Source organism: Amycolatopsis sp. A133 (assembly GCF_031082405.1).
Lineage (GTDB): Bacteria > Actinomycetota > Actinomycetes > Mycobacteriales > Pseudonocardiaceae > Amycolatopsis.
The window spans coordinates 112,882-134,406 of record NZ_JAVHJU010000061.1; the positions used below are offsets into that span (position 1 = coordinate 112,882).

Genomic DNA, 21,525 nt, shown 5'->3' on the forward strand with positions numbered 1-21,525 from the left:
ATGTAACTTGAGGTAACAGTTACCTGTGCGTAGCATGACTCTCGTGATCGAACGTGTCAAGCGCTCCGGCAAGCAGCCCAGCAGGTCCTCCCGCGGCGAGGAGGCCACCGGCGACGCCCGGCGCGACCGCTGGCGCAAACACCGGATCGCCCGGCGCAAGGAGTTCGTCGAGGCCGCGCTGCGGGCGCTCGACACGCACGGCCCGGACCTCGGCATGGAGGACGTCGCCGCGGAAGCCGGCGTCACGAAGCCGGTGCTGTACCGGCACTTCGACGACAAGGCCGACCTGTACGTGGCGCTCGGCCAGCGCGGCACGGAAATCCTCTTCGAGCGGCTGATCCCCGCCATCAACGCCGAACTCGCGCCGGTGCCGCGGATCCGGATGGCGCTCGACGCCTTCTTCACCGTGATCGAGGAGCACCCGAACCTCTACCGGCTGCTGGCGCACGGGCGGCCGGAGAAGCCGGTGTCGTCGGACGTCGTGGCCGAGGACAAGGAGCTGATCGCGACGGCGCTGACCGCGCTGCTCGGCGACTACATGCGGATGTTCAACATGGACTCCGGCGCGGCCGAGCCGTGGGCGCACGGCATCGTCGGCATGGTCCAGAACACCGGCGAGTGGTGGCTGGACCGCCGGTCGATGAGCCGCGACGCGGTCGTGGAGTACCTGACCCAGATCATCTGGGCGGCCATCGACGGGCTGACCCGCCAGAACGGCGTGGTCATCGACCCGAACCTGCCCCTGGAAGCCAACAAGGTGGTCCAGCTGGGCCGCGCTTCGGAGTCGTTGGAGGAAACATCATGAGCGAGCACGAAGAAGACGGCTACAGCGGTGAGGCCACCCTGGTGATCGACGGGGTGACCGTGGCGGTGACAGTCGACCTGCGCGGCTACTTCCAGCCGATCGACGGCTACTACCGCTGGTACGGCCGGGTGGCGGTGCACGAGGAGCTGGCCCGCCTGGCGGGCGGCAAGAAGAAGCCGGTGTCGATCCGGGCGGGCGAGCACACGGCGACGGGCGAGCTGTCGGACCCCGACCCGTGGGGCCGCTACCGGATCATGGGCACGAGCACCCCGCCGTTCCACGTCCCGACGACGCTGGAAGAGCTGAACGCCTGACCGCGGCGAGGGTCCACGGCAAGCACGCGTGAAGGCCGCCTCGAGACGTCGAGGCGGCCTTCACGAGTTTTCTGCTGTGGGCGAAGCCGTCAGTCGCCGACGCCGAAGCCGACCTTGCGGACGTCGGACGGGGCGATCTCGACGTACGCGATGCGGTCGGAGGGGACGATGTACTTGCGCCCCTTCTCGTCGTTGATGCGGAAGAGCCCGTCACCGGCCGTCAGGGCCTCGGCGACCAGCTTCTCCACCTCTTCGGGAGACTGGCCACTGGACACCACCAGCTCGCGCGGCGTGTCCTTGATGCCGATCTTGACCTCCACGTGGGACCTCCGCTGGAAATTCGTAAGGGATGTGCCGGCCAAGGCTAACCGAACCGGCTCGTTCCGGTGGCGCATGTCCGCGCCCGACCGCGTCGTCACTTCCGGGTACTCCATCGGGTTCAGCCCAGGCCGAGCGCCTGCATGCGCTTGGTGTGCCCCTGTTGCAACCGCCGGAACAGCGCCGCAATTCCGGAGAGGTCGCCCGAGCCGCTGATGATGAGCTCGGCCAGGCCGTCGCGTTCGGCGACGACGTACTGGGCCTGGGTCAATGCCTCGCCGAGCAGACGGCGGCCCCACAGGGCGAGCTTGTCGCGGGACTTGGGGTCGGCCTCGATGCCGGCCGCGACCTCGCGTTCGGCGAAGGCCGAGTGGCCGGTGTCGGCGAGGACGGTCAGCACGAGGTCCTTGGTCTCCGGGTCGAGCCAGCTGGCGATCTCCCGGTAGAGGTCGGCGGCGAGCCCGTCGCCGACGTAGGCCTTCACCAGCGACTCCAGCCACGACTTCGGGGGCGTCGAAGCGTGCCAGGCGTCGACCTGGGCCACGAACGGGGCCATGGCGTCCTCGATCTTGACGCCGTGCGCGGCCAGGTGCGCCGACAGCAGGCCGTAGTGACCGATTTCGGCGGCCGCCATGGTCGCCAGCGCGGCGCGCCCGGCCAGCGTGGGGGCGCTGTGCGCGTCCTCCGCCAGCCGGTCGAACGCGGACAGTTCGAGGTAGGCGATCACACCCAGAAGGTCGACTACGCCTTCGGAGATCTCTTTCGGGTCGGTCACGGGGGCAGGGTATCGCCGAAGCACCCGGGCGTGTCGGGACGAGACCGATCACACTGGCTCCGGCGTGCCGGGTACTGTCGAAAAACTGCTGACCAGGTACACTGCTGTTGACAACGAAGCTTCCGTACGCCATACCGGCGTCGGGAACAGGCAGGTCACGCGGCCTGTCGACGTACTGCAATGTGCGTGCACGCCTCTTCCGGCATTCCCGGGGCGGACCGGTTCCGCGCTTGAAGACCAGCGCCAGGGACCAGGGTTTACTCCCGGTCGAGTGTCGAGCGGACCCAGGGCTGTGCGCGCTGGTCACGAGAGAGGCGATCACCCTGACCGCAGAAATTCCCACAACCGAACAGACCCCCGCCGTCGCGCTGGAGCACAGCGAGTCCGGCCCGGCCGCGCTCGACGTCTCGCACCCGCTTCAGGCGGGCGTCGAGGTCGAGCCCGAAAACCCGACCTTCGCGTCCTTCGGCGTCAAGCCGGAGATCGTCAAGGCCCTCGCCGAGGCCGGCATCGAGCGCACGTTCGCGATCCAGGAACTCACCCTGCCGCTGGCGATGGCCGGCGACGACCTCATCGGGCAGGCCCGCACCGGCATGGGCAAGACGCTGGGCTTCGGCGTCCCGCTGCTGCACCGCGTGCAGGTCCCCGGCGACGGCACCCCGCAGGTGCTGGTCGTCGTGCCGACCCGCGAGCTGTGCATCCAGGTCGCCAACGACCTCAAGGGCGCCGGCAAGCACCTCGGCATCCGCACCCTGGCCATCTACGGCGGCCGCCCGTACGAGCCGCAGATCGAGGCGCTCCGCAAGGGCATCGACGTCGTGATCGGCACCCCGGGCCGCCTGCTCGACCTGGCCGAGCAGCAGCACCTGGTGCTCGGCAAGGTCCGCGGCCTGGTCCTCGACGAGGCCGACGAGATGCTCGACCTGGGCTTCCTGCCCGACATCGAGCGCATCCTCCGGATGGTGCCGGACGAGCGGCAGACCATGCTGTTCTCGGCCACCATGCCCGGCCCGATCATCACGCTGGCCCGCACGTTCCTGCGCCAGCCGACGCACATCCGCGCCGAAGAGAACGACGCGAGCGCGATCCACGAGCGCACCACCCAGTTCGTCTACCGGGCGCACTCGATGGACAAGCCCGAGGTCATCGCCCGCGTTCTGCAGGCCGCGGACCGCGGCCTGACGATGATCTTCAGCCGCACCAAGCGCACGGCGCAGAAGGTGGCCGACGACCTGGTCGAGCGCGGTTTCGCGGCCGCCGCCGTGCACGGTGACCTGGGCCAGGGCGCCCGCGAGCAGGCCCTGCGCGCGTTCCGCTCCGGCAAGGTCGACGTCCTGGTCGCGACCGACGTCGCGGCCCGCGGCATCGACATCGACGACGTCACGCACGTGATCAACTACCAGTGCCCGGACGACGAGAAGACCTACGTCCACCGCATCGGCCGTACCGGCCGCGCGGGCCGGACCGGCGTCGCCGTCACCCTCGTCGACTGGGACGAGATGCCGCGCTGGAAGCTCATCTCGGACACCCTGGGCCTCGACAAGCCGGAGCCGGTGGAGACGTACTCGTCGTCGCCGCACCTGTTCGAGGACCTGGGCATCCCCGAGGGCACGAAGGGCCGGCTGCCGCTGGCCAACCGCACCCGCGCGGGCCTGGCCGCCGAGGAGGAAGAGGACCTGGGCGGCAAGAAGCGCGGCCCGCGTGGCCGCGGCAAGGCCGGCGAGGCCCCCGTGGCGGAAGACGAGCCGCGCAAGCGCGCCCGGACCCCGCGCAAGCGGACCCGCGGTGCGCGGGCGGCCGAGGGGGTCGAGACGGCGGACGACGCGGCCGCGTCGCCGTCGTCGGCGTCCTCGGAGACCGAGGCTCCTTCGGAGGGCCGCAGCCGGAGCCGCCGCCGCACCCGCAGCGGCAACGCCCCGGAGACGACCGGCCCGGCCGCCGAGAAGGAGGCCGGCGAGAACGCCGAGCGTCCGGCTCGACGGCGCCGCCGTCGCCGCCCGGCCGCGACGTCTGATACACCTGCGTCGGCAGACTGAGGCTTCTCCATCGGGGGTTCGGGTACGTGAGCGACGTCGAGAAGGCGCCTGAAGAGGCTCCCGGCTACGGGGCCGAAGACGTACTCGAAGACCCTCCCGAAAGCCCGCCGCCCGCTCCGCGGGTCAAGGCGCGACGGTCGCCTTGGAACCGCGGGCGGGACCGGCTGATCGCCGCACTGATCGCGGTCGCCGTGGTCGCCGTCGCGCTGGTCATCGGCGCGACGAGCGACAGCGCGGCCACCGACCGGACCGAGGCGGCGCCACCACCGCCGTTGCCCGCGGCGCCGGACAAGGTGCCCGGGTCGCTGGCCGAAATCTGGAGCGCCCCGAGCGCCGCCACCCCGGTCCCGGTGGTGGCCGGCGATTCGGTGGCCACCGCGGACGGCGGCGAGGTCGCCGACCGCGACCCGCTGACCGGGCAGATCCGCTGGCACTACTCGCGTGACCTCCCCTTGTGCACGCTGGACCAGACGTGGGGGCGGCTGAACGCCGTCTACCACAAGACCCGCAACTGCAGCGAAGTCACGCAGCTCGACCCGGCGACCGGCCGGATCACCGCCCAGCGCAACGGCAACGCGGAGCTGGGCACCCAGCTGGTCAGCGACGGTTCGCACGTGACCGCGGCGGGCAAGCAGCTCCTCACGACGTGGCGCGACGACCTGGTGCAGAGCGCCGAGTACGGCCAGGTCCCGGCGCTGGTCAACGCGGGCAAGCAGCCCCGCACCGGCTGCACGTACGGCACGGTCGCGGCGGCGTCGGGCAAGGTCGGCGTGATCGAGCGCTGCCCGGGCGACCCGGCCGACCGCTTGACGGTGTACAAGGCGGCCCCGGAAAAGGACGACGAGCCGCAGGTCAGCTTCAGTTCGGTGCTGGCGGGCAAGCGAGCCCGCGTGATCGCGATGTCCGGCGACGTCACGGCGGTGGTGTTGCCGGACCAGAAGCTCCTGGTGACGTTCAACGGCGACGGCAACCAGCGAGCGGCGTACCCGCTGGACGTCCCGCCGGGCGACCTGGCGGCCGACCCGCCGTCAGGAGTCGAGGCGACCACCCAGACGGCCCAGAACCTGTACTGGTTCAGCGGGTCGAAGGTGGTGGCCCTGTCCCGCGACGACCTGTCGCCGCGCTGGACGCTGAGCAGCGCGCTGGGCCCGGGGATCACGTTCGCGCAGCAGCTGGTGATCCCGATCAAGGGCGGCTTGGCGGTGCTGAACGAGAACGACGGATCGACGATCCGCACGGTCGGCGTCGAGCGCCGCGGCTACCCGGGCGTGGTCCGCCTGGCCGCGGCCGGCCCGGTCCTCCTCGAGCAACGCGGCACCACCCTCACCGCCCTGAAGTAACCAGGGCTTTCGATGCCCCTCCAGACACGCGAGATGCCCGCCTGATCACGCGAGATGCCCCTCCAATCACGTGTGATGCCCGCTGCATCACGCGAGTTCCGTCGTAATCACGCGAGTTCCGTCCCCAATCACGCGAGTTACGTCCCCAATCACGTGAGTTCCGGTCTCGATCACGCGAGCGGCGGCGAGATTCGCGGGTGCCGAGGGGTATCTCGCGTGACTGAGCGGGCATCTCGCGTGACTGGGGAGGCATCTCGCGTGATTGAAGGGGCATCTCGCGTGATTGAGGCCGGAAGTCGCGTGACTGGGGACGGAAGTCGCGTGCGGGCTGGGTCAGGTCAGCCAGAAGAGGGTTAGGGCCGAGACTGTGAATAGGGCTACCGCTACTCCCGCGCCCACCGCAGCCGGTCCGTCGCGGCGGTCGGCGGCGCGCTGAGCGAGCAGGGCCAGTACCGCCGCCACCGGGTGGCCGATCAGCAGGGTTGCGCCCGGGCCGGGGGCGCCGGTGTACAGGCAGATGCCCGCGACTACGAGTATCCCGACCGCGAGGACCGCGAGCCCGGCCGCCAGTGAGCCGGTGATTCCGCGCCACCAGCGGCCGCGCGGGCGAGCCGGTGCGGAGGGTTCCGGTGCGGCAGAGGCCGCCGGTGTGGAGGATTCCGGGGCGGAAGGTTCCGGCTGGATGCGCTCCGGCTCGGAGGGTTCCGGCTGGATGTGCTCCGGCTCGGCGGCCGGGGGCGCGGCCGGGAGCGGGACCGTCGCCAGTTCGTCGGTGTCCGGTGAAGCCACGTTCCCTCCCGTTCAGGGCGCGAGCAGGTCCCACGGCTGCGCCGCCGGGGCCGCTTCCTGGCCCGTTGCGCAGCTCGGCCTGAAGTCGCACCAAGCGCAACGCCGGTCCGGGCGGGGCGGGAACAGCACGTCCCCGTCGCCGCCCGCGTCCAGGGTATCCGTGGCCAGCCTCAGGTCACCGGCGGTCTCCTCCGCGCGCTGCAGGTGCCGGCGCAGGCTCTCCTCCGTGTGCTCCGCCGCCGCGATCGTGCCGCTCGGCAGGTGGTGCAGCTCCACGGTGGTGCACGGCATCCGCAACGTCCGCGACGCCGCGACCGCGTACAACGCCAGCGCTTGCGACGCGCGGGCCTCGTACTCGTCCGGTGGCCGCCGACCCGTCTTGTAGTCGACGATCACGAGTTCCCCCGAGCGGGCGTCGATCCGGTCCGTGCGGCCCTCGATGATCATCGAGGGCCGCTCCCCCGGTGTGGAGCTGACCGGCGCCGATACCCACCGCTCGAGGCCGACCGGGTCGTGGCTGACGTCGTTGTCCTCGACGTACTCCGCCACCCAGCCCTTGGCCCGCGCGCGGTACCGCGCGGCCTGCTCGTCGCTCTCGAAGCCGGCGTCCTTCCAGTGCTCGGCCACCAGCGCCACCGCCCGCTGCGGCACCCGCTTGAGCACCGGCAGGTCGAACAGCGCCCGCAGCGCGTTGTGCACCACCGCGCCCAGCGTGCTGTGCGCCCATGGCCCGGTGCGCTGCGGTGTCGGCCGTTGGAGGTACGCGAGGCGGTACCGGCGCGGGCAGTCGTCGAAGGTCGCCAGCCGCGCCGGCGAGACCTTCGTGAGCCGCACCGGTTGCGCGACGCCGAAGTCGAAGCCCATCTGCTCCTTCACGCCGCCCACGCTACGCACCACCACCGACAGTTTTTTCGGGGGCTCGGGTGGCGGAGCCCCCGACCTGGGGCGAAGCCCCAAATGTCACCGACACTTTCCGCGCGGGGCGAGTCACCCCGCGCGGAAAGCCCGGCCTACCGCACGACGAGCACCGTGTGCGTCCCGCCGGAAACGGTCAGCGGGCCCGCCGCGCGCAGCGGACGCCCGTCCAGCAGCACCAACCGGCCGGCGGGCACCACCAGCGAGCCGGACGTCCCGCGCGGCGCGGTCACCGTCAGGGAGAACACCGAGCCCTGCTGGGACCACGAAGCCGACAACGCGCCCTTCGGCGTCGGCACCGCTCCCCGCGCCCACGAAACCGAACCGGGGTGCGGCGAAACCGTCCAGGTCGCGAAGCCGGGCGACGTCGGCGAGACGCCCAGCAGCTCGTTCGTCAGCACCGGCACGACACCGGTCGACCAGCCGTGCGCGGCCGACGTGTACCCCTGCTCGTAGTGCGAGCCGCCCTCGCCGATGCCCTCCCACGCCGTGATGCCCGGGTCGTGCGTGGCCATCCAGCCGTACATCCGCTTGATCTGGTCGATCGCGGACGCCGTCTGCCCGGTCCGGAACCGCGCCTGCAGTTCGGGGAACGACGTGAACGCGTACACGCGCTTCGTGCCGTCGGAGACGAGAGTGTCGTTGTCCATGAACGGGTTCCCGTACGGCAGCGCGCCCGCCGCGAGACGCGCCAACGCGGACGAAGCCTGCGGAGGCGACGCGATACCGGCCAGGATCGCGTGGCTGTTGCCGTCTTGGCCGTGGCGCACCGCGCCCGTCGCCGAGTCGAGGTACGCACCCGCCGCCGGGTCCCACAGGTACTGGTTCACCGCCGCGGCCACGCCCGAAGCCCGCGCAAGCCAGCGATCCGCGTCCGCCGCGTGCCCCGTCGCCCGCGCCAGACCCGCCGCACCTTGGAGCGCCCGGACGTACAACGCGTTGTAGTACGTCACTTCGCCTGTACGCGGCAGGAACGCGTAGTCGCCGTAGCCGCCTGTGCCGTTGAGGCCCTTCGCGAGCAACCCGCGCGAATCGGTGACCGACGGGTACCAGCTGTCGAGCGTCTTCACGAGGTGTGAGTAGTACGAAGCCGCGTACGCGGTGTCGCCCGTGTAGAGCACGTAGTCCCAGCTCGAGGTCACCCACCAGAGCGGATAATCGAACAGCGGCAACGTGTAGCCGTTGATCGACGCGGGCGGGATCCAGCCGTCTGCGCGCTGGTGGTCGGCCAGGTCCGCGAGGACGTTCTTCGCGGCCGTGCCGTCCTGGTGCGTCAGGTACTGGGTCAGGCCGGACACCGCGACGTCGCCGACGTACGGGTCCCGGTCGCGCTTCGCGCCGTCGTGCAGCACCAGTTTGCCGTCCAGCGACGGCGAGAACGCGCCGCGCGGGTCCACATCGGACTCGCGGAAGGTGTCCATGCCCAGCTCGTTCGTGTAGGACGCCGCGTACCAGTACCGGTTCAGGTCTTCGTCCGACGACTCGAACCAGCCGCGGTAGGTGGACGGCGTGCCGAGGAACGGCGTGAAGTCGAGCGAGACGCCGCTGATCCGCACCTCACCCGAGGGCTGGGCAAGGGGTGCGTCCGACGCCAGCGCGTCGAGGCTGATCCGCAGGTAGCGGAAGCCGTGCAGGCCGTCCGCGCACACCTGCGTCCCCGAAGCGCAGCCCTTGGTGTCGCGCCACACCGTCGGCGTCGAGGGCACGGCGAACTGGTCGGTGCCCGGCCCGCCGGAGAAGTCCGAGCGGGTGAAGTCGGAGCGTTCGCCCAGGTACTGAAGGGTTTCCGAGAACGCCAGCCGGACGCCCGGCCGGTTCGCCGACGCGCCCGCGAACGCGATTTTCGGGTAACCCGCGACGACCTTGCCGAAGTCGACGACGGCCGAGGGCACCGGCGGGTCGGCGACCAGGCCGGGCCAGACCTCGCTGACGCGGCTGAACTCGCCGGACGGGGTGTTCTGGTCCTGGGTGACGGTGATCCGGACCTGCGCGGTCGTCACCGGCCGGTCGAACGTCACCGCCCGCTGCACGGCCGTGTTCCCGCTCACCGAAGCCGCGACCCGCCACAGGCCGCCGTCCAACACCTCGACCGTGAAGTCCTGCGGCACGCCGTCCACATTGGACAGCACGGTGACGCCGGGCAGCGCGACCGCCGCGCCCGCGGTGATCGTCAGGACGTCGGGGTAGGCGCCGATCGTGTCGTCGTTCCAGAACGTCCCGGTGTTGCCGTCGACGGCGTTGCCGGGCTCGTAGGTGCGCGGCTGCCCGTTCCCGCCGCTGTTCGGCGCGTGGAACGACGACGCGGCCGCCGTGGTGCCCGCGGGCCACGCCGGCTTCGGCGGGGGCGCCTGCCGCTTGAGGGTCGCCACGCCGCGCCCGAGCAGGCCGTTCGGGTTCGTGACGTCTCCGGTGGTGGACAGCACCCGCACCGGCCGGACGTCCCGGCTCGCCGGTGCGACGACGTACTTCTGCCAGCCCGGCGCCGCGTCGGCGGGCGCCGCGACCACACCGCTCGCCACCAGCACCGTCACCGGGAGGAATGCTCTGAGCCACTTCATCGAGGCCTCCGCAAGGCGTTGAATCGTTTCAAACGCTGAGCTGAGGTTCAGGCTGCGGGACCGGTGCCAACGATGTCAACGCAGCGGGCGTTTCCTGTCCGGCAGGACAACCCGGGTGGCAGCGTCAGCCGGCGCCGGAGATGAACCCGCGGACGGAGTTCGCGACGAGCTCCACGGCGATGGCCGCGAGCAGCAGACCGGCCACCTTGGCCAGCAGCGTGATGCCGCTTTCCTTGATCAGCCGGATGACGAAGCCGGAGTAGCGCATGCAGAGGTAGATCACGAAGTGGGTCGTGACGATCGCCAGCGCCAGTGCGATGTACGCGCCGACGTGCCCGTCGGCCTGCCGGACGAACACGATGGTCGCGGCGATCGCGCCGGGCCCGGCCAGCAGCGGCGTGCCCAGCGGCACCAGGGCGACGTTGACGTCTTCGCCCGCCGCCTCCGGCTCGTGCCCGCTGCCGGTGAGCAGCTGCAGCGCGATCAGCAGGAGCAGCAGCCCGCCCGCGCCCTGCAGCGCCGGGATGCCGATGCCGAGGTAGGCCAGGATCGCCTGGCCCGCGACCGCGAACAGGCTGATGACCAGCAGCGACACCAGGACGGCCTGCCGGGCGGCGCGCGCCCGGGCCGCCATCGATTTGCGGCCGACGAGGCTGAGGAACACCGGCACGGTGCCGGGCGGGTCCATGATGACGATCAGGGTGATCGTCGCACTCATGAACAGTTTCGCGTCGAAGAGCGCCATGTCAGCCCTTCACGACCTGGAACCCCGTGGCGCGCGAAGCGAGCTCTTCGAACTGCCCGGGGTCGGTGGTGCACTCGCCGAGCGCGATCGTCTTGTTGGTGCCGTGGTAGTCGCTGGACCCGGTGACGAGCAGGCCGAGTTCGCCGGCCAGCTCGCGGGTGCGGGCCCGCGTCGGCGCGTCGTGGTTCGGGTGGTCGGCCTCGACACCGGTGAGCCCGCGCGCGGCCAGCCCGGCGAGGGTGTCCTCGCTGATCGTGGCGCCGCGGCTGAAGGCGAAGGGGTGCGCGACGACCGTGACGCCGCCGGCGGCGGCGATCATGTCGATGGCCTCCTCGACCGGCGTGTCACGACGGGCGACGTAGTAGCCGCGCCGGGGGCTCAGGTAGTCGGCGAAGGCTTCGTCGACGGACTTGACCAGCCCGGCGCGGACCAGCGCCTGGGCCAGGTGGGGACGTCCGGGCGGGGAGTCCTCGGGCAGCAGGCCGAAGATCTCGTCGGCGTCGATCGGGAGACCGTCGGCGGCCATCCGCTCGGCCATCCGCCGCAGCCGGGTGCGGCGCTCGAGCCGCAGCCGGGTCTGCTCGGTGACGACGGGCTCCGACGTCGGGTCGAAGAGGTAGGCAAGCAGGTGGACGCTGATCTGCCGGCCCGTTTCGGGGTCGGCCGACACCGTGGAGAGCTCGGCGCCGGGAACCAGCGTCAGGCCTGGTGACACCGCTTCGGAAGCGGGCGCCCAGCCCGCGGTGGTGTCGTGGTCGGTGATCGCGACGACGTCGAGCCCGGCTTTCGCGGCCGCGGCGACGAGCCCGGCCGGCGTGTCGGTGCCGTCGGAAGCGGTGGAGTGGGCGTGCAGGTCGATGCGCATCGGGTCCATTGTCGACGATGCGCTACGTCACATGCGCGGCGGGACGGGTCAGCCGACCGGCTTCTTGCCGCGGGCGGCCCGCTGGGCCTTGATCATCGAGAAGCGTTCGGCCTGCTTCTGCTTGTCGCCGAAGACCAGCTCGGAGATCGTGTCGTAGAACTCTTCGGGCCGCGGCAGGAAGTCGATCTTGTTCAGCGCCTGGATCTGACCGGCGGACTCCACCACCATCGTGCCGTAGCCCATCATGCGGCCGGTGGCCGTGCGGACGTAGCTGAGGTCGGTGACCTTGCTGATCGGCATCATCAGCACCTTGGTGGTGAACACCCCGGTGGTCATGACGAACCGCTTGTCGGTGACCACCAGGCGCTCGACCCACCACTCCATCACCACGTAGGCGAACCGCAGGACGACGAGCAGCGCGACGTACCAGAGGATGTTCTGGCCGATGTACAGCGCCGGTGGCAGCAGGTAGGACACCAGCACGCAGACGGCCAGCAGGGCGGCCGCCTCGAAGGTGTCCCACAGCAGCACCGCCCAGTGGCGGCGGATCCGGATGACCCGCCGCTCGGTGTCGAGGAGGTACTCGTCGGGGTCGCGTGGCGCGAACATGGTTCGAGGGTAACCCCGCGATCAGCCCTTGAACACGCTGCTGACGAAGGTGATCACCGATTCGGCCGAGCTTCGGAGGAAGTCGATGATGTTGCCGACGAGGCCGGCAGCCTGCCCAGGCTGGGCGATGACGAAGAACAGCACCAACGCGATGCCGGCGAGGCCCGCAATCTTCTTCACGTTCACCGCGATCAAATCCCGTCTCTTACGGTGACACCGGACAACAGCAGAGATCCTGACGTTTTACGTTGTACCGCACTGAACAGGCGTAGGGGAGGAAAGTCCCGCGCTTGGGTCAGCACGCGGTCCGAAGTGTACCGTACGGCTACTCTCCGTGTACAGGACATCGGTTTTCAAGTCGGGGACGTCTACCCTTTGGGACATGGACGGCGTCATCAGCACCACGATCCGTTGCGTCGGCGGGATCGCGTTCGACGACCAGGGCCGCTTGCTGCTCATCCGGCGGGTCAACGACCCCGGATCGGGCCGGTGGTCGCTGCCGGGCGGCCGGGTAGAACCGGGCGAATCGGACGAAACGGCCGTGGTCAGAGAACTTTCCGAAGAAACCGGCCTGAAGGTGATTCCGGGCACACTGATCGGGACCGTGACGCGCGGACCGTACGAGATCCACGACTACGCCTGCGAAGTGGTGGGCGGGGTTCTCACGGCGGGTGATGACGCCTCCGCAGTTCGTTGGTCCGATGCGGCAGACCTCGAGGCCTTGGAGGCGGCTGGAGAACTGGTGGACCTGCTTTTCGTGACGCTGCGTGATTGGGAAGCGTTACCACGGACCTGAGGCCCGCGAACAGCAGCCCCCGCCCTTCCCGGGGGGCGTCCCCGGATCCAGTCTACCGGCGCCCACGGACAAAACCGGCCCCGCGCAGCCGTTTGTCCACAAGCCGCCCCGGCTGTGGACACCCGGCCGGCTACAGCGGCAACCAGGTCATCCGCTGCCCGTGCGGCGCGGTCCGGGCCAAGGCGTGCGCCTCGGCTTTCCCGCCCTCCCACCGGACCACGCCCAGCGTCGCGAGCCCATCGGCACCCGCCAGGTCCGACCGCTCCGGCAGCACCGTCTCCAGCCCGGCCCCGTAGAACTCCTCCGAAACCCACCAGACCGGCCGCGAAGAAGCCAGCTCGGCCAAAGCAGCGATGAACGCGGACCGCCGCGACGCCGGGAAGTACGCCAGGACGTGGCTCGTCAGCACCACCAGCGGCCCCTCCAGGGACTCCGCCGCCGACGCCAGGTCGTCGACCCCGTCCCCGGTGATCAGCCGGGGCCGGTGACGAGCCTGCTCCGCCGCCGCCGTGCGGAGCAGCCTGATGCGGTCCGGCTGGTCGGCCCAGACGCACGCCTCCAGCCACGCCAGCTCGTCCTCGTCCGACAGGTCCACCGGCGCCCGGTCGAGCCCCGCGCGATCCAGCACCGCGAGCTTCTTCGGCAGCTTCGGCACCACCGCGCCCGGGGCCAGGTCCAGCGCGCAGTGCAGGCCGACCGCGGCCTTCGCCGGGCCCGCCGTCAGCTGCTCGCCGCCGTCGCACTGGTAGCGGTAGGCGAAGCGGTCGAGGCCCAGCAAGAGCCCCGCGCTGCAGCCCACCTCCAGCAGCGAGACCTTCCCGCCCGCTTCGCGAGCCGCCCGCGCCACGCCCGGGTACAGCAATGCCGCCCGCCGGACCTCGTTGGTCTGCGTGTAGCGCGACGAAATCAGCGTCCGCGCCTTGTCCGCCCGCTCCAGCAGGAACGACCGGAACAACGGCCACGTCTCGGAGTCGACGCCGTCGAACCCGCCCAGCGACGGGTAGTAGCGCGAAAGCGGGTGGATCGGGTCCGCCTGCACGAGCCGGTGCGCGGTCGCCATCAGCAGCGTCGCCCGCACCTCGCCGTCGCGGGCCGAAGCGAGCAGCCCGGCGACGTCGTCGTCCGAAGCCGCCTGCAGCGCCAGGTGCTCGTACAGCGGCGAGACCCCGCGCGCCTCGACCTCCGCGAACGTGCGGAGTATTCCTTTGATCCCGTCCAGGTCCATCAGAGCCTCATTCGTGCGGCACCGGCCGGCCCGGCTGCTCCCCGCCCCGAGTTTCCCCGTAGGAGCGCTTCGGCACCATCACCTTGCGCCGGAAGGTGCACACGATCGTGCCGTCCTGCTTGTAGCCGCGGGTCTCGACGTACACGACGCCCCGGTCGTCCTTGGACTTCGACGGCGTCTTGTCCAGCACCTCGGTCTCGCCGTAGATCGTGTCGCCGTGGAACGTCGGCTTGACGTGCTTGAGCGACTCGACCTCGAGGTTCGCGATGGCCTTGCCGGAGACGTCGGGCACGGACATGCCGAGCAGCAGCGAGTAGACGTAGTTGCCGACGACGACGTTCTTGCCGAAGTCGGTCGACTCCCCGGCGTAGTGGGCGTCCAGGTGCAGCGGGTGGTGGTTCATCGTGATCAGGCAGAACAGGTGGTCGTCGTATTCGGTGACCGTTTTGCCCGGCCAGTGCTTGTAGACCGCACCGACCTCGAACTCCTCGTAGTACCGGCCGAACTGCACTCGTCATCTCCTGTCGCGTAACACCGCGTGAGCCTGGTACGACACGCATCCGTGGTGAGGAGTACCCTCAACCATCGGTGTTCGTGCGTCAACGCGAGCCCCACCACTGTTTGCCGCCGGACCGAAGGAGGTGAGGAACTCGATGAGTAGTGGCGATAGTCCGCTCCCTAGTAGTCCCAGCGTTCCCACCTCACCGGCCGGCCGGCTCATCCCCCGGTAGGCCTTCTCACCCCCCGGGAACGCTGGTGCGTCGCCGGGCGGACGCGTTTCCGCCCCTGGTCAGTCGTCTCGCACGACCACGCACGACACCAGGAGATCCCATGCCTGCCATTCCCTCGCTCGGCGGCCTCCGCGGCCGCGGCAACAAGGGCGCGGTCCCGGTCCGCCCGGTCGCGGTGCCGCTGTCCGCGTACGTCGTCGACTGCGCGGTCTACGTCGCCGGTGAGCGCCTGCCCGGCCGCTGGACCCACTCCGAGGCGATCAAGGAGGTCCGGAAGCGGCACGAGGGGTTCGTCTGGATCGGGCTGCACGAGCCGGACGCCCAGCAGATCCAGGGCGTCGCGGACACGTTCGGGCTGCACGAGCTGGCGGTCGAGGACGCGCTCGAAGCGCACCAGCGGCCGAAGCTGGAGCGCTACGACGACACGCTCTTCCTGGTGGTCAAGACCGTCCGGTACGTCGAACACGAGTCGCCCACGACGGCGAACGAGATCGTCGAGACCGGCGAGCTGATGGTGTTCCTCGGCCGCGACTTCGTGATCACCGTGCGGCACGGGAACCACTCGGGGCTGGCGAGGCTGCGGCGTGAGCTGGACGACGACCCGGAGCGGCTGAAGCTCGGGCCGTCCGCGGTCGTGCACGCGATCACCGACCACGTCGTCGACCACTACCTGGACGTCACCGGGCGGATCGAGAGCGACATCGACGTGATGGAGGCGCAGGTCTTCGCGCCCCGCTCGCAGGTCAGCGCCGAGCAGATCTACCTGATGAAGCGGGAGGTCCTCGAGCTGCGCCGGGCGGTGATGCCGCTGGCGACGCCGATCCAGCGCCTGGCCGAGGGCTACACGCGGCTGGTGCCGGACGAGGTCCGCTCCTACTTCCGGGACGTCGCCGACCACCTCACGACCGTGTCCGAGCGGGTCGCGGCGTTCGACGAACTGCTCTCCACCCTGGTCGACGCGACCGTCGCGAAGATTTCCCTCCAGCAGAACACCGATATGCGCAAGATCACGTCGTGGGCGGCGATCATCACCGTGCCGACGATGATCGCCGGCATCTACGGGATGAACTTCGACTACCTGCCCGAGCTGCACTGGAAGTTCGGGTACCCGCTGGTGATCACCGTGATCCTGGCGATCTGCCTGTTGCTGTACCGAATATTCCGGAAGAACGGCTGGCTCTAGGTCCCCCTTTCTTTCCCCACCGGATTCGGAGAATTCGTGATGCCTCGCATGCTGTCCAACTTGAAGTTCTGGGCGCTCGCGCTCAGCCTCGTCTGGATCTTCGTCATCACTTTTGTCATCGTCGCCGACCCGGGGTTCGCGCACGGCATGAAGTGACGTCCCGGGGTCGTACCCTGGGCCCATGCCGAAAGCGCTGGTCGTCTCCGACGAGGTCGACGAGCGGTTGTGGACCGACGCGGTCCGCGCCGTCTCCGTCGACCTCGTCATCGGCGCCGGCGACCTGCCCTACGACTATCTGGCCTTCCTGGCCAGTGCGCTCGACGTGCCGTGCGTGTTCGTGCCCGGCAACCACGACCCGGACCTGAGCGGCTACACCCGCTACGGCGGGCTGTCCATGAAGGACGGTTTCCCCACGGTCTGGCCGGGCCCGGCGGGCGGCGTCAACGCCGACGGCCGGGTCGTCGACGTCGCCGGCCTCCGGTTCGCCGGGCTCGGCGGCTCGGTCCGCTACAACGACGGGCCGAACCAGTGGACGCAGCGCCAGCAGGCGCGCCGGGCCCGCCGCCTGGTGCGGCGCGCCCGGTGGCGGCGACGCCGCGACGGCAAGGGCGTCGACGTCCTGCTGACGCATGCGCCGCCGCTGGACCTTGGCGACCGGGCGGACCCGCCGCACCGCGGGTTCGCGTGCCTGCATCCCACGATCGAGGCGCTGCGACCGAAGTGGCTGCTGCACGGGCACATCCACCCCCACGGCGAGCCGGTGCCGGACCGCGTCGCCGGCGAAACCCGGATCCGCAACGTGGTGGGCCACCGGATCATGGAGTTCTCATGAAAGAGACGGGATTCCCCCGCGCCGACGCGGAGAACGACTTCCTCCGCGCCCGCCGGGGCCAGGTGCTCTCGCGGCTTTCGACGTGGCTGCGTCGCGAGCCCGACGACGTCAACATCATGCTGCCGTTCCACGAGGTGGTGGAGGCGCTCGGTTACCTCGGCGAGCACCGCATCGGGCTGCGGGTGATCAAGCTGGACTCGATCGTCGGCACGGTCGACCGCAGCCGCGACTTCGACCGCCGCTTCCGCCCGACGTCCGCCCGCGTCCGCGAGCGCTGGGAACGCCTGGCCCTGGCCGCCCGCCGCGGCGAGGAGATCCCCCCGATCGAGGTCTACCGGGTGGGCGAACTGCACTTCATCATCGACGGCCACCACCGCGTCTCGGTGGCGATCGCCCAGGGACTGTCCACAATAGAGGCTTCGGTGACGGTCGTCCGGACCAAACTGGCCCCGGGCGGCATCCGCCACCGCGGCGACCTGATCGTCAAGGACTACCGCAGGCTGTTCCTGGACCGCGTCCCGCTGACCGGTCACGCGCGCGCGTCGGTGATCGTGTCGGACCCGTGGGACTACGCGATGCTGGGTGAGCACGTGGAGGCGTGGGGTTTCCGGTTGATGCAGGACGAAGGCAGGTTCTGCGACCGGGCGAGCGTGGCGCAGCGCTGGTTCGACGAGGAGTTCGTCCCGGTGGTGGCGATGCTGCGCCAAGCCGGCTTGATCGGCGACCGGACCGACGCGGAGGCGTACATGTGGGTGGCGGCCGAGCGGTACCGGCTGATCCGGACCCACCGCTGGGACGACGAGGTGATCGAGGCCCTGCGCTCCCGGCGGCCCTAGATCTCCAGCCCCGGCGTCAACGCCGGCTGCCGCACCTGCTCGAGGGTCAGCGTCGGCTCCGGGCGCTGCCGAGGCATGTCGCCGGAACGGAGCGTCGACAGCCACAACAAGCCCTGCGGTGCCGGTTCCGTGCGGCAGAGGATCTCCCCCCGTTCTTCGCACGGCGGGCCGCCCGAATTGCGGCTGGGCACGATCAGCAGGTACACCGACCCGGAGCCCCGTGAGTCGGTCACCCGGACCCCCATGTGGACCAACGCGTCCCGCGGCGCGTCCCCGGCCGGGTCGGCGATCAGGTGGAACGGGTCCGCCGGTGGGGTCTCCCCCGGGATCGTCAACCGCGTGATCTGCGCGTCCGGCGGCAGCAGCGAACGCACCGCACGACCCACCACGCAGCTCAGCCGATCGACCAGGGCCGCGCGCGTGTCCGAAGCCGCCGGGCAGGGCGCGTTCGCGACCTCGCCCCGGCGCGGCAGCACCACCACCGCCAGCCCCAGGGCCGGCACGATGACGGCCACGGCCACCACCGCCGTGAGCAGGTGCTGCCGGCGGGACCGGCGGGCCGCGGCGAGCACCGCCGCCCCGGACAGGCCGATCGGGGGCTCGTCCTCGGTCACGTAAGCCGTCAGCAACGACCGGACCTCGTCCATCACCACTCCTCTCCGGTCTGCGCCGGCAGGGCCGCACGCAAGGCTTCGACCCCGCGGGCCGTCTGGGACTTGACCCGCTGCCGGGGCGTCAACCCCGCCGGCGCGCGCTCCACGTCGAGGCGCAACGACGGGTCCCGGCCCGGTGGCGACTCCTCCTCCGGCACCGACGACGTCACGTACTCGCGCCCGGAAACCCGCCGCCCAGCCAGGAACAGGTTCAGCAGGATGCGGCGCGCGTAGGCGTCGACCGTGCCCGGGCGGACCCGTCGCCGGCGCCGGTACAGCTGGACGAACATCGCCTGGACCAGGTCTTCGGCCGCGTGCCAGCCGCCGCAGAGCGCAAACGCCACCCGGCGGAACCGCTGGACCCGCGCGGCGAAGTACTCGCTGAAATCGGCGTCTCCGGCCACTCCCTTATCAGTGCGCGGGGCCCCCGGGAGGTTCAAGCGTCCCCCGCGCGAGCTACGGGCAGATGTCCTCTCCGCGGTGACGATTCCCGCCCGCCGGATCCCTAGCGTTCGTCGCAGGCCGCGGGGCATCCGCCGCGGATCCGGCGAAAGGGATTTCCATGAGGGTCGTCTGGCAGCTGCTGGCCGTGGCCGCGGTCGCGTTCATCGGGCAACAGGGTGTTGCCGCTGTGGAGGGAAACCCGTGGCTCACCCTGCTGATCGGGGTCCTGACCGCCGTGCTCGCGGGCGCCGCCTACCGGTGGGTGGTGCAGAAGACCGAGCAGCGCCCGGTCACCGAGCTGGCCGGACCGGGCGCCGGGCTTGCGCTCGGCCGGGGGACGCTGCTCGGGCTCGCGCTGTTCGGGCTCGTCATCGCGAACATCGCCCTGCTCGGCGACTACGACGTCCGTGGCTGGGGCACGGTGCCGGGCGCGATCGGGCTCATCGGCTTCATGGCCGCCGCGGCGGTGACGGAGGAACTGCTCTTCCGCGGCATCCTGTTCCGGATCGTCGAGGAACGCACCGGCACCTGGATCGCGCTGGTGCTGACCGGGGTGGTGTTCGGCCTTTCGCACCTGTTCAACCCGCACGCGAGCCTGTGGGGGGCCATCGCCATCGCCATCGAGGCCGGCGGCCTGCTGACCGCCGCCTACGCCGCCACGCGCAAGCTGTGGGTGCCGATCGGCGTGCACTTCGGCTGGAACTTCGCCGCGGCCGGGATCTTCGGCACGGAGGTCTCCGGCAACGGCACCCCGCAGGGGCTGCTCGACGCCGTGACGTCCGGCCCGGCCCTCATCACCGGCGGCGACTTCGGCCCGGAGGGGAGCCTCTACTCGGTGCTGTTCTGCGTACTGGCGACCGGCGCGTTCCTCTGGCTGGCCCACCGGCGCGGCAACCTGGTGCCCCGCCGTCGCGCCGAGCGGGCCGCCGACGTCACTACACTTTCCCGGTGATCGATCACCGGGCGGCCCTGGCGCGGTGGCGCCGGCTCGACGTCGTGGTCCGCGACCTCCCGCTCGGGCTGCTGTTCCTGGTCTCGGCGTTCCTGCCCGTGCTGCAGAACCACGGGACGCAGCTCGGCGGCGTGCCGTCCCGTCCCTTCGACGCGCTGGCCGTCGTGGTGGTCGCCGTCGAAAGCCTCCCGCTCGCCGTGCGGCGGCGGTGGCCGGCCCTCTGCCTCACGCTGGTGTCGCTCGGCTTCGCCGTCGACCAGCTCCGGGGTTACCACACGGTCGCGGGCACCGCGCTGGCCTTCGCGCTGATCAGCGCGGGAGCCCACCTGGGACAGCGGCGGCGCGTCACCGCACTGCTGTTTTCCGCGGCGTACGTGGTGCTGGCGATCGTGCTTTCCCCGCTGGGTCCGGAGCCGCCGTCGGAGTTCGTGACGTTCTTCCTGCTGCTGGCCTTCGCGTGGGGCATCGGGGTCTGGCTGCGCACCACCCGCGCCGCGGAAGCCGGGCAGCGCCGCCGCGTCGCCGAGGACACCCGGGCCGTCGAACGCGCCGCCATCGCCCGCGAGCTCCACGACGTCGTCACCCACCACGTGACGGCGATGGTCGTGCAGGCGGAGGCGGCCCGGTACCTGACCGCCGCGCCCGATCGGCTGGACCGGACCCTGACCGCGATCACCGACACCGGCCGGCGGGCCATCACCGACCTGCGGCACCTGCTCGACCTGCTCAACCCCGACCACGAGCCTCGGACGCCGTCGCCGGGCGGGCTCCGAGCGCTCGTCGAGCAGGCGCGCCAGGCCGGGCAGCCGGTGGAGTTCACCGAGGAGGGCACGCCCGCGGAGTCCGCAGGCAGCGCCGATCTGGTGGCCTACCGGGTCGTGCAGGAAGCCCTGACGAACGCCCTCAAGCACGCCCGAGGCAGCCACACCGCGGTCGAAGTGCACCACGGCGACCGGGAAATCGCCGTCACGGTCCGCACGAGTGGTGCCGGGAGCGTGTCCCCCGGCGGGAGCGGCCGCGGCCTCGCCGGGCTCCGGGAACGGGTCGGCGTCCTGGGCGGCGACTTCAGCGCGGGGGCTGCCGGAGGCGGTTTCGTCGTGACCGCCCGGATCCCGACGGGGAACCCGGCGTGAGCGCGCCGATCCGGGTCCTGGTCTGCGACGACCAGATGCTGATCCGCACCGGCCTGGTGACGATCATCGCCGCTCAGCCCGATTTCGAGGTGGTCGGCGAATGCGGCGACGGGCGGGCCGCGGTCGACCTCGCGACCCGGCTGCGCCCGGACGTCGTCGTGATGGACGTGCGCATGCCGGTGCTCGACGGCATCGAGGCCACCCGCCTGCTGGCCGGAGCCGGGGTACCGGACCCGGTCAAGGTGCTCGTGCTGACGACGTTCAACCTCGACGAGTACGTCTACGAGGCGCTGCGCGCGGGCGCGAGCGGTTTCCTGCTCAAGGACGCGCCGCCGGCGCAGCTGCTGCACGGGATCCGGACCGTCGCCACGGGCGCCGCGCTGCTGGACCCGGACGTGACGCGCCGGCTGGTGGGCAAGCACGCCGCCCGGATCCGCCCCGCCGGGGACTCCGCGCGCGACCTCCCGCTGACCCCTCGCGAGCTGGAGGTGCTCCGCCTGCTCGCGGACGGCCTCTCCAACAGCGAAATCGCGCAGCGGCTGGTGATCAGCCAGGAAACCGTCAAGACCTTCGTGTCGCGGATCCTCACCAAGCTGGACCTCCGCGACCGCGTCCAGGCCGTCGTCTACGCCTACCGCCACGGCCTCGTGACGTGAAAAACGGGCCTCCCG

At 71.0% G+C, this 21,525-nt stretch carries 24 protein-coding genes; 11 read left to right on the plus strand and 13 right to left on the minus strand.

Going from position 1 to position 21,525, the window contains the following annotated elements; translation table 11 throughout:
• The first annotated feature begins 34 nt into the window (after positions 1–34).
• Together Q5425_RS36530 and Q5425_RS36535 are read left to right on the plus strand one after the other, a co-directional pair.
• Positions 35–805: a TetR/AcrR family transcriptional regulator gene (locus Q5425_RS36530; RefSeq protein WP_308676951.1), complete on the plus strand. Its 771-nt coding sequence runs from the start codon at positions 35–37 to the stop codon at positions 803–805.
• Positions 802–1,119 (plus strand): DUF4873 domain-containing protein, encoded by a 318-nt coding sequence (locus Q5425_RS36535; RefSeq protein ID WP_308676952.1) that lies wholly within the window; start codon positions 802–804, stop codon positions 1,117–1,119. The genes Q5425_RS36530 and Q5425_RS36535 overlap by 4 nt, the downstream gene beginning before the upstream one ends.
• 89 nt (positions 1,120–1,208) lie before the next feature.
• Here the strand turns inward: Q5425_RS36535 and Q5425_RS36540 are convergent, their stop codons facing one another.
• Positions 1,209–1,439, minus strand: a complete 231-nt coding sequence (locus Q5425_RS36540; protein WP_013223016.1) for a DUF3107 domain-containing protein — start codon at positions 1,437–1,439, stop codon at positions 1,209–1,211.
• A 119-nt stretch (positions 1,440–1,558) separates the two neighbouring features.
• Complete coding sequence (locus Q5425_RS36545) at positions 1,559–2,212, minus strand: ferritin-like fold-containing protein (RefSeq protein WP_308676953.1); 654 nt, start codon at positions 2,210–2,212, stop codon at positions 1,559–1,561.
• Between the two features lie 230 nt (positions 2,213–2,442).
• Here Q5425_RS36545 and Q5425_RS36550 point away from each other — a divergent pair, with 230 nt between their 5' ends.
• Positions 2,443–4,248 carry a DEAD/DEAH box helicase gene (locus Q5425_RS36550; protein WP_308676954.1) on the plus strand — a complete coding sequence of 602 codons (1,806 nt, stop codon included), beginning with the start codon at positions 2,443–2,445 and terminating at the stop codon, positions 4,246–4,248.
• 26 nt (positions 4,249–4,274) lie between these two features.
• The gene (locus Q5425_RS36555) at positions 4,275–5,588 is read left to right on the plus strand and encodes a hypothetical protein (RefSeq protein WP_308676955.1); all 1,314 of its coding nucleotides are present in this window, start codon (positions 4,275–4,277) and stop codon (positions 5,586–5,588) included.
• A 333-nt stretch (positions 5,589–5,921) separates the two neighbouring features.
• On the opposite strand, the gene Q5425_RS36560 is transcribed toward Q5425_RS36555, so the two are convergent.
• From Q5425_RS36560 to Q5425_RS36590, 7 genes are all read right to left on the minus strand, one after another.
• The gene (locus tag Q5425_RS36560) at positions 5,922–6,377 is read right to left on the minus strand and encodes a hypothetical protein (protein ID WP_308676956.1); all 456 of its coding nucleotides are present in this window, start codon (positions 6,375–6,377) and stop codon (positions 5,922–5,924) included.
• 12 nt (positions 6,378–6,389) lie between these two features.
• A complete protein-coding gene (locus tag Q5425_RS36565) occupies positions 6,390–7,241 on the minus strand; it encodes a PD-(D/E)XK nuclease family protein (protein WP_308677085.1) in 852 nt (283 codons plus the stop codon).
• 146 nt (positions 7,242–7,387) lie between these two features.
• Entirely contained in the window at positions 7,388–9,850 is a 2,463-nt protein-coding gene (locus Q5425_RS36570) for an alpha-L-rhamnosidase C-terminal domain-containing protein (RefSeq protein WP_308676957.1), read from the minus strand.
• Between the two features lie 124 nt (positions 9,851–9,974).
• Entirely contained in the window at positions 9,975–10,595 is a 621-nt protein-coding gene (locus tag Q5425_RS36575) for a MarC family protein (protein ID WP_308676958.1), read from the minus strand.
• Position 10,596: 1 nt separating this feature from the next.
• Positions 10,597–11,460, minus strand: a complete 864-nt coding sequence (locus Q5425_RS36580) for a PHP domain-containing protein (protein WP_396135336.1) — start codon at positions 11,458–11,460, stop codon at positions 10,597–10,599.
• Positions 11,461–11,508: 48 nt separating this feature from the next.
• Positions 11,509–12,069, minus strand: coding sequence for a PH domain-containing protein (locus Q5425_RS36585; protein ID WP_003095467.1), 561 nt, complete (start codon positions 12,067–12,069; stop codon positions 11,509–11,511).
• A gap of 21 nt (positions 12,070–12,090) precedes the next feature.
• Entirely contained in the window at positions 12,091–12,255 is a 165-nt protein-coding gene (locus Q5425_RS36590) for a hypothetical protein (protein WP_162472554.1), read from the minus strand.
• 196 nt (positions 12,256–12,451) lie between these two features.
• Here Q5425_RS36590 and Q5425_RS36595 point away from each other — a divergent pair, with 196 nt between their 5' ends.
• Positions 12,452–12,865 carry an NUDIX domain-containing protein gene (locus tag Q5425_RS36595; protein WP_308676960.1) on the plus strand — a complete coding sequence of 138 codons (414 nt, stop codon included), beginning with the start codon at positions 12,452–12,454 and terminating at the stop codon, positions 12,863–12,865.
• 130 nt (positions 12,866–12,995) lie between these two features.
• On the opposite strand, the gene Q5425_RS36600 is transcribed toward Q5425_RS36595, so the two are convergent.
• Together Q5425_RS36600 and Q5425_RS36605 are read right to left on the minus strand one after the other, a co-directional pair.
• The gene (locus tag Q5425_RS36600) at positions 12,996–14,090 is read right to left on the minus strand and encodes a DUF2332 domain-containing protein (RefSeq protein ID WP_308676961.1); all 1,095 of its coding nucleotides are present in this window, start codon (positions 14,088–14,090) and stop codon (positions 12,996–12,998) included.
• A gap of 7 nt (positions 14,091–14,097) precedes the next feature.
• Positions 14,098–14,601 carry a MaoC family dehydratase gene (locus tag Q5425_RS36605; RefSeq protein ID WP_308676962.1) on the minus strand — a complete coding sequence of 168 codons (504 nt, stop codon included), beginning with the start codon at positions 14,599–14,601 and terminating at the stop codon, positions 14,098–14,100.
• A 320-nt stretch (positions 14,602–14,921) separates the two neighbouring features.
• Here Q5425_RS36605 and corA point away from each other — a divergent pair, with 320 nt between their 5' ends.
• The 3 genes from corA to Q5425_RS36620 all read left to right on the plus strand — a co-directional run bounded on the left by corA (position 14,922) and on the right by Q5425_RS36620 (position 17,672).
• On the plus strand, positions 14,922–16,004 hold the full coding sequence (corA, locus tag Q5425_RS36610; RefSeq protein WP_308676963.1) for a magnesium/cobalt transporter CorA: 1,083 nt from the start codon (positions 14,922–14,924) through the stop codon (positions 16,002–16,004).
• A gap of 181 nt (positions 16,005–16,185) precedes the next feature.
• A complete protein-coding gene (locus Q5425_RS36615; protein WP_308676964.1) occupies positions 16,186–16,836 on the plus strand; it encodes a metallophosphoesterase in 651 nt (216 codons plus the stop codon).
• Entirely contained in the window at positions 16,833–17,672 is an 840-nt protein-coding gene (locus Q5425_RS36620; protein WP_308676965.1) for a chromosome partitioning protein ParB, read from the plus strand. The genes Q5425_RS36615 and Q5425_RS36620 overlap by 4 nt, the downstream gene beginning before the upstream one ends.
• Here the strand turns inward: Q5425_RS36620 and Q5425_RS36625 are convergent.
• Together Q5425_RS36625 and Q5425_RS36630 are read right to left on the minus strand one after the other, a co-directional pair.
• Positions 17,669–18,319, minus strand: a complete 651-nt coding sequence (locus Q5425_RS36625; protein ID WP_308676966.1) for a hypothetical protein — start codon at positions 18,317–18,319, stop codon at positions 17,669–17,671. The two genes, Q5425_RS36620 and Q5425_RS36625, sit on opposite strands and share 4 nt — an antisense overlap.
• On the minus strand, positions 18,319–18,729 hold the full coding sequence (locus Q5425_RS36630; protein WP_308676967.1) for a sigma factor: 411 nt from the start codon (positions 18,727–18,729) through the stop codon (positions 18,319–18,321). Before Q5425_RS36630 ends, Q5425_RS36625 begins: the two co-directional genes overlap by 1 nt.
• 158 nt (positions 18,730–18,887) lie before the next feature.
• Here Q5425_RS36630 and Q5425_RS36635 point away from each other — a divergent pair, with 158 nt between their 5' ends.
• From Q5425_RS36635 to Q5425_RS36645, 3 genes are read left to right on the plus strand one after another with little or no spacing between them, the layout of a single operon-like run.
• Positions 18,888–19,721, plus strand: a complete 834-nt coding sequence (locus Q5425_RS36635) for a type II CAAX endopeptidase family protein (protein WP_308676968.1) — start codon at positions 18,888–18,890, stop codon at positions 19,719–19,721.
• Positions 19,718–20,854, plus strand: coding sequence for a histidine kinase (locus Q5425_RS36640; protein WP_308676969.1), 1,137 nt, complete (start codon positions 19,718–19,720; stop codon positions 20,852–20,854). The genes Q5425_RS36635 and Q5425_RS36640 overlap by 4 nt, the downstream gene beginning before the upstream one ends.
• The gene (locus tag Q5425_RS36645; RefSeq protein ID WP_308676970.1) at positions 20,851–21,510 is read left to right on the plus strand and encodes a response regulator transcription factor; all 660 of its coding nucleotides are present in this window, start codon (positions 20,851–20,853) and stop codon (positions 21,508–21,510) included. The genes Q5425_RS36640 and Q5425_RS36645 overlap by 4 nt, the downstream gene beginning before the upstream one ends.
• Positions 21,511–21,525 lie beyond the last annotated feature (15 nt).

Coding starts and splice junctions, on each gene's coding strand:
- Q5425_RS36530 (WP_308676951.1), top strand. CDS start 35: ATGACTCTCGTGATCGAACGTGTCAAGCGCTCCGGCAAGCAGCCCAGC.
- Q5425_RS36535 (WP_308676952.1), top strand. CDS start 802: ATGAGCGAGCACGAAGAAGACGGCTACAGCGGTGAGGCCACCCTGGTG.
- Q5425_RS36565 (WP_308677085.1), bottom strand. CDS start 7,241: ATGGGCTTCGACTTCGGCGTCGCGCAACCGGTGCGGCTCACGAAGGTC.
- Q5425_RS36570 (WP_308676957.1), bottom strand. CDS start 9,850: ATGAAGTGGCTCAGAGCATTCCTCCCGGTGACGGTGCTGGTGGCGAGC.
- Q5425_RS36575 (WP_308676958.1), bottom strand. CDS start 10,595: ATGGCGCTCTTCGACGCGAAACTGTTCATGAGTGCGACGATCACCCTG.
- Q5425_RS36580 (WP_396135336.1), bottom strand. CDS start 11,460: ATGCGCATCGACCTGCACGCCCACTCCACCGCTTCCGACGGCACCGAC.
- Q5425_RS36585 (WP_003095467.1), bottom strand. CDS start 12,069: ATGTTCGCGCCACGCGACCCCGACGAGTACCTCCTCGACACCGAGCGG.
- Q5425_RS36595 (WP_308676960.1), top strand. CDS start 12,452: ATGGACGGCGTCATCAGCACCACGATCCGTTGCGTCGGCGGGATCGCG.
- Q5425_RS36600 (WP_308676961.1), bottom strand. CDS start 14,090: ATGGACCTGGACGGGATCAAAGGAATACTCCGCACGTTCGCGGAGGTC.
- corA (WP_308676963.1), top strand. CDS start 14,922: ATGCCTGCCATTCCCTCGCTCGGCGGCCTCCGCGGCCGCGGCAACAAG.
- Q5425_RS36615 (WP_308676964.1), top strand. CDS start 16,186: ATGCCGAAAGCGCTGGTCGTCTCCGACGAGGTCGACGAGCGGTTGTGG.
- Q5425_RS36620 (WP_308676965.1), top strand. CDS start 16,833: ATGAAAGAGACGGGATTCCCCCGCGCCGACGCGGAGAACGACTTCCTC.
- Q5425_RS36625 (WP_308676966.1), bottom strand. CDS start 18,319: ATGGACGAGGTCCGGTCGTTGCTGACGGCTTACGTGACCGAGGACGAG.
- Q5425_RS36635 (WP_308676968.1), top strand. CDS start 18,888: ATGAGGGTCGTCTGGCAGCTGCTGGCCGTGGCCGCGGTCGCGTTCATC.